Source organism: Nonomuraea sp. NPDC049784, assembly GCF_040659615.1.
Taxonomy (GTDB): domain Bacteria; phylum Actinomycetota; class Actinomycetes; order Streptosporangiales; family Streptosporangiaceae; genus Nonomuraea.
The window spans coordinates 21,744-27,743 of record NZ_JBFAMX010000092.1 but is presented as its reverse complement, the minus strand read 5'-3'; the positions used below and the strand labels follow the sequence as shown (position 1 = coordinate 27,743).

7 protein-coding genes are annotated in these 6,000 nt (G+C 67.3%); 1 reads left to right on the top strand and 6 read right to left on the bottom strand.

Annotation, left to right across the window (positions count from 1 at the left end):
- The 5 genes from AB0J09_RS20795 to AB0J09_RS20775 all read right to left on the bottom strand — a co-directional run.
- Positions 1–703: hypothetical protein (locus AB0J09_RS20795; RefSeq protein ID WP_360693228.1), on the bottom strand; the 703-nt coding region annotated here is incomplete at its 3' end.
- Complete coding sequence (locus AB0J09_RS20790; protein WP_360693225.1) at positions 696–1,415, bottom strand: hypothetical protein; 720 nt, start codon at positions 1,413–1,415, stop codon at positions 696–698. The genes AB0J09_RS20795 and AB0J09_RS20790, both read right to left, overlap by 8 nt.
- A gap of 195 nt (positions 1,416–1,610) precedes the next feature.
- The gene (locus AB0J09_RS20785; RefSeq protein ID WP_360693222.1) at positions 1,611–1,898 is read right to left on the bottom strand and encodes a hypothetical protein; all 288 of its coding nucleotides are present in this window, start codon (positions 1,896–1,898) and stop codon (positions 1,611–1,613) included.
- 7 nt (positions 1,899–1,905) lie between these two features.
- Positions 1,906–2,076, bottom strand: a complete 171-nt coding sequence (locus tag AB0J09_RS20780) for a hypothetical protein (protein WP_360693220.1) — start codon at positions 2,074–2,076, stop codon at positions 1,906–1,908.
- A 267-nt stretch (positions 2,077–2,343) separates the two neighbouring features.
- Positions 2,344–3,558, bottom strand: a complete 1,215-nt coding sequence (locus tag AB0J09_RS20775) for a hypothetical protein (protein ID WP_360693217.1) — start codon at positions 3,556–3,558, stop codon at positions 2,344–2,346.
- 665 nt (positions 3,559–4,223) lie between these two features.
- Here AB0J09_RS20775 and AB0J09_RS20770 point away from each other — a divergent pair.
- Entirely contained in the window at positions 4,224–4,679 is a 456-nt protein-coding gene (locus AB0J09_RS20770; protein ID WP_360693215.1) for a hypothetical protein, read from the top strand.
- Between the two features lie 1,058 nt (positions 4,680–5,737).
- Here AB0J09_RS20770 and AB0J09_RS20765 read toward each other — a convergent pair.
- On the bottom strand, positions 5,738–5,938 hold the full coding sequence (locus AB0J09_RS20765; RefSeq protein WP_360693212.1) for a hypothetical protein: 201 nt from the start codon (positions 5,936–5,938) through the stop codon (positions 5,738–5,740).
- Positions 5,939–6,000 lie beyond the last annotated feature (62 nt).

The following is a 6,000-nucleotide window of genomic DNA, read 5'->3' as shown; positions in this document are numbered from 1 at the left end:
CGGCGCTGTCGCCCAACATCATCTGCGCCATGAGGTCGGCGTGCGAGGCGGAACTGTAGAACGCGCCGAGCGGCCGGCTGGCGCTGTTGGTGCGCATCTGCGTGAGCATGGCCCCCAGCAGGTCGGCGTCCCGGCGAAGTGCCGGGTCGGGGTGCCCGGTGAGGGCGAACTGGCCCGCGTTGATTGCGGCGTGCGCCACGGCATGTACGGCCCGGGCAAGCTGCGGACGCGGCCGCTGATCGTCGTGCAGCCAGCTGTGCAGGGGCAGGGCGATGGTGCCGATCAAGTAGGGGTGAATGATCCAGGCGATCGACCAGATGTCGCGCAGCACCTGCAGGAGGTCGTCAGGCTCGAGCGTGAGAAATTCGGCGGCCATATCGGGGCCGCGCGGGTCATGCTGACTCACCAGGGCCAGAGCAGCGACCACGCTCAGCGGGATGACGATGTCGCTGCCGCCGTGGTGTGCGTGCCAGGCGGCCTCGACGTCTTCCGCAATCCGGGCCGGTGACACGCTGGCGCGCGTCGTCCGAGCCGGCCGCAGGACTTTCGCCTGTGCGGTCGCCAGCGCCGTCAATGCAGGAGCGGGCGGCTCGACCACGGTTTCGCTGGTGGGATCAGGAAGGGCCGGTGAGGTGGGTGCGGTGGCCTCGAGGACGGCGAACAGGTCCAGTTGCCCAGGACCGGGCCGCCCGCGCTTAGGCACCCTCAGCCTCCGCTTTGACCGCGGCCGCATCCAGTGCGGCCCAGGCGGGCTCCCAGGGCAGCTGCAGGTCCTCAGCCCACCACTGGAACTGTTCAGGACGGCTGGCGGCGAGGACGTTCCAGTCGTAGCCGTACACCGCGACAACGGCTCGGAGCTTGGCCACCGCCTCGGCCGGGGTGATGGGCACAAGGAGCGTCGCGTTGTCGGCATGCCATCGTGCGGCGAACTCCGGCAACGGACCTGCAGCGTAATGGATCCCGTCGAGACACTCGCCGGTCCAGCAGAGCCGACCGCTCAGCGGCCGCGGGGCGTTGGCCACGGACCAGCCGTGGTCGACGATGGCGCCGGCATGCTCGGCAGGCCACCGGCCAGCGAGCACGTAGCGCCGTCGAAGGCCGACGTCATGCTCAGCGTCTGAACGATCAGCGCCGGCTTGAACGTGGCCTCGACGCAGCACGATCTGCACATCACTGATGCGGCGCTCATTCACAGACACGGACGCGGCCGGGTCGAAGTCGTCCAGCCAGGCCTCTTCGTCTCGCAGGAACTCCTCGACAGCAGCAGGACTGTACGCGATCAACTCCGGGACGATCAACGTCGTGTCCACGGTGTGCTCGCATTCCTCGTAGACGGTGAACGTCACATCGATCGCGACGTGGCCTTCCTCGATCACTACGGGGTCGGAGTGCTGGTTCAGGTTTGTCCCTTCCACGATGAGAACCGCCCCAGTGCTCCTGAGGCGGGAAAGGGGAAGGCCCGCCCGGGACGAGGGCGGGCCCGAAGGTGACGCGCGGGTGCGCAGGCTGCGGCCGCTGGTGTAGCGACACGCGGCACGGCAAAAGGTCGGGGCGATGCCTGCTGTGGGAGAGAGCGGAGCTGCTCGGTGCGTGAGAACTGCAGGCGCAGATCAGCTCAGTGCTCGCAGCGTGGCCTTGTCGTTGACGGCCACCCCATTGAAGCGACCTGGAGCGGAACGTTCGCCGGCGTCGTGCAGGTGGAGGCTGTGAAGTTCCACCTCAGTCACGTCCTTGCGAGTGATGAGGACCTCGCCCTTGTCCGGGACGTACCCGTGAGCGCGAGCCCAGGCGTGGACAGCCGCAGTGGCTACGTCAGAGTCGTCGTCGAGGTAGGGCCCGAAGTGCACCTCGCCGTGCGGAACACCGTCGTCGTTGAGGTCCGCGATCAGGATGTACACGGTGGGGTCACCAGTTCTCCGGATAGTGCCGCAGACCGACTGGGAGCAGGTCGAGGTCCTTGGCGATGCCTTCGCCGTGTCGTTCCTCCAGCGCGTTCATCAGGCCGGTGCGCAGCAGGCGCAGCCACGCTCCGGTCGGCAGGTCAAGCAGGACGTCGGCCACGATGTCGGCGGACACCTCGGTGCGGGTGCCGGAGCCTTCGAGGTGGTGCCGGTACAGGCGGCGCAGAGCACGCGCTCGGCGTCGTGCCGCGCGGGTCTTGTTGGGGGTGTAACGGTGCAGGACGTGTTCCTTTCCCGAGGGCGGCCGCCGACGTTGGGGTGGCGGCCCACCTGGTGAGGGTGATCAGTTCGGTGCGCTGGCGAGAATGTGGGCGTCAGGGCGGAACGGACGATCAGGCGGCGCGGCTGGTGCCGTTGGTGAGGGCGGCATGCCCGCCCGGTTTCACAGCACCAGTTCCTCTTGCGATATCGCGGCTCCTGCCAAGCCGGTCTCCCACATCTTCGGGAAGGCCGGCGCCACCTTCGGTTCTGCCGTGGCGGGTGACAGGACCAAAGAGCGCTCCGCAGTCGGCAGAGTCGGCTGGCGGTTGAGCAGCCTCAAGCGCCGGTGGATGCCGTCACGCTCGACGCTTCGGCCGTGCTTCTCGGCGATGAGGTCCAGGTGGGCGCGCACGTCCTTCTGGGAGCCGAGCTCCACGACCTCGAGCGAGCGGGCTGAGGCGGCGCGGCCGTCTTTGCCTTGGACGAACGCCCTGCGCACGTCGTAGACAGCCCACTGCTGCGCGTCCAGGTGCTCAGCGAACAGGGCGAGCAGGGGTCCGGCGTCGGGGTGGCGCCGCAGTTCGTCGGCCAGCCTTTTGCCGCCGATCAGCCCCTGCCGCTCGTTGAGCGCGACCGCGGTGTGCTCCATCAGCAGCGGCAGCATCGCCAGGTGCGGCGCGGCGAGATAGCGTGGGATGGTGCGGCCTCGTCCCTTGGCGCTGGTCAGGGCATATGGGCACATCTGGCACGCGCTCTTTTCGTAAGCCACTCCGAGGTGGCGCAAGAGGTAGTCGTAGGCGTCCTCGCGCCACCACCCCCAGTCGATCAACGGGTACAGCGCCTGGCGTCCGGGCAGTTTGCTCTTGCGCAAGTCCTGGTCCCGGCGGGAAAGCTCGCCCAGTTCGAAGCCGACCGCGTGCGTGTAGGGGCGGCCTTGGGTGTAGGCGCCCACCCACCAGTCCAAGAGCTCGCCCTTGGCGTGGACGCTGCACAGACGTTTGCCGCCGGTCTGGGGAACCGTCCCGCTGTGGAACATCTCGTCCGACAGCTTGTACAGGCCTTCGATGTAGCAGCGGGTGGGTGAGCGGGTGTCGTCCAGCACCGTGTAGTTGCAACCGCCTGCCGCCTCTTTTGTCCTGGCGGTGCGGGCGAGCTGGACCAGACGGATCTTGTGGCGGCGCAGCAGCGGAAAGACGTACTGCTCGGCCAGTTCCCCGGTGATCGGCCACTCGTCACCGGTCTGGGCGACCAACACCACCAGATCGTCCAAGTCGAACTCGCGGCTGGTCGGATCGAGGATCCACCTCAGCAAGATCGCTGTTGAGTCGACGCCGAGCCCCCACGAGAGGACGGCGATCGGGCGGCCGGCGGGGGCCGGCAGGATGGAAGGCGTCAACCTGCTTCCGTGCACCGAGAGCACGGGGTGCGGTAGGAGGGGTCGCGGGCGTGCGCTTCGTCACGAGACCCTGCCCAATCTCCTGGGCGGACAGTGCGAAGAAAATGGCCAGCGACGCACTCGACGAGAACGCTGCCGGTGCTCGAGCTGCGGACGCGAATCGGCACTCGGCGCGGGGCGCTGGGTTGCGGCTGCGTGGCTGGCGGGCCCGCGTCGTCGGGGGAGCTCAGGCCGGTGTGGTTGTTCTGCTGAGGTTCTGCGGACGGGGAGGCAGGATGGCTGTAGCGGTCGTTCAGGAGGTTCCCTTCTCGAGGTGTGCGTGCTGGAGCGCGCGTTGCTGGTCACGCCTCCCGGCGTTCGCGTCCAGCGGAGCCTTGCAGCAGCGGATGACGAAGCGCTGGCTCTGCTGGGCCCTTTCCAGGCCGGCTCCCTTCCCAGAGGTCTGCCGCTCTGATCGGAAGGGAGGCACTAGGTGATGGAGGGATGGTCCGGTATCGTTACGGGTGGGCTGATCCGCGTCACTGCCTGTCGTCCAGGTCCCCGCCCACGCCACTGGGACCGTTGGAGGCCAAGAGTCTGAGACTCACGCGCTTTGTCGGCATGATGTGAACCAGCCTCATCGGCCGCGACGCGTGGGGCCGCTGGCCGGAAGGTAAGGACACCTCATGACGCATTCGCGCAGCCGCGAATTCGACCGCGCGGTACGCCGTTACATGGCCGAGCACCCCGGCACCCGTTACACCGTGGCACGCCGAGCGGTCGAAGAGCGCGCACGCACCGCCCCGTCGTCCCTGGCCGACTTCAGCCGGTCAGCAACGGAACCCTCCACCGCCTCCCAGGAAGCGTTGGCGCGCCTTCTGTCAGGCCGTCGTGGCGTCATCAGCGGCAAGACCACTCTTGCCTTTGACCTGGCTTTCCGCGCTCACCAGGCCCTGGTCGCGGATCTCGACTCACCGGGATCAGCGAAGGCGCCGCAGGAATTCATTCCGATCACCATTGACCCGCCTCCACTCTCGGATCTTCCCTGCCCGGGCGGTCCAGTTTGGGAGGCGGCGCTCGAAGCACTACGCGCCCTGGGATTGGTCGACGAGGGGTACGACCAGGGGCACAGCCAGCAATAGGCCCCGCCCACAGCGATGTGAACCGACGAAGGGCGGCTCGCAGTCCAGCCTCCTCGAGCGTGTGGTCCAGCCGATCCCGGAGATGTTCTCCGTGCGGTGCAGGCAAAGACGCTGTACGTCTCGAGAGGGCGCTGTACTTCCGAGCCGCCGTCGATCAGCAGCTCATTACGGCGGTGGTCGATGACGGATGTGTCCTGGATGTGCATGTCGCAAAGAACAACGCGGGACAGGCTTTCAGTGTCGGCACCGCGTACCGTGACCAGTTGGGGGCACATCCAGGATGCATACGGCGTCGACGATGGCGTCGGCGAAGGTCCATTAACACGCAGCTGACGGTTCCGTTGCGTCCTGGTTGTGATCGGCCACGAACCAGTGCTGTTCGTTCGGCCAAAGGCTGGTCCCGTGGCTCGCGCAGGCCCGTATCCATGTCTGCGTCCTGGGGTCCCATGACCAGCCGGTCGATGCTCGCGGGCAGGGGGGCCGGAGGTGGCACGCCTGTCCCGGCGCCGGGGCTGGTGCTTGCGGCTGAAGGGCGTGGTTGATCGTGTCCTCGTCTGGTTGATGGGCGATGAGCATCGCCTCGACCAGGCGTATCAGGCGGGGCACGTCGTCGCGGGCCAGTAGGAGGGTCGTACGGTCCGGATAGGACATCTGTGCGTGCCGGGCGCGAACTTCAGCAAGATATGTCTGGAGCGGGAGATCGAACAGCGGTGTGGCGGTGTTCTGGTCGGGTTCCCGAGTGGCCATGAGCGTCACGCCTTCTTGGGTTGGCGCTGGCTGGCTGATCTGGGGATGGGCGTGGGCGAGATGCACCTGCGTCTCGTACGAGGCCCAGCTGTGGAGACGGCCCTGAACCCCTGCCAACATCCGGGCAGTGCGGCGGCGATGGACGTCGCGAGCTGCACGGTCTCGTTGAGGGAGCTGTAGAAAGTGACTCCACGCATGTCAGTTCCCTTTGTGGCTGCGTGTCTGGATAAGGGATCGGCTGGGACGCTGTGGCGCGGCGCCACCAGCGCGCACAGCGTGCGTGGGCGTAGCACGGGCCCCAAAGCCGCGCCCTAGTGATCTGTGGAGGTTGCGGGCGGACTGGCTTGGCTGAGGTCCACCAGCACGCGTTCGCCGCTGCCTGTGTTGATCACGGTCAGGAGGTGGATGGTCGGCAGGAGGGCTGGAAGGTCGTCCAGGGCCTGCTGCGCGGCCTCGTGAGGTGTGTCGGCATCTTGCTCGGCAATGGTTATAAGCACGTCGAATGCTGGCATGCGCGCTCCTTTGATCGAGTGGGGATCTGTCGTTCGCGGGCCAGCTCCGTGCTGGCCCAGTC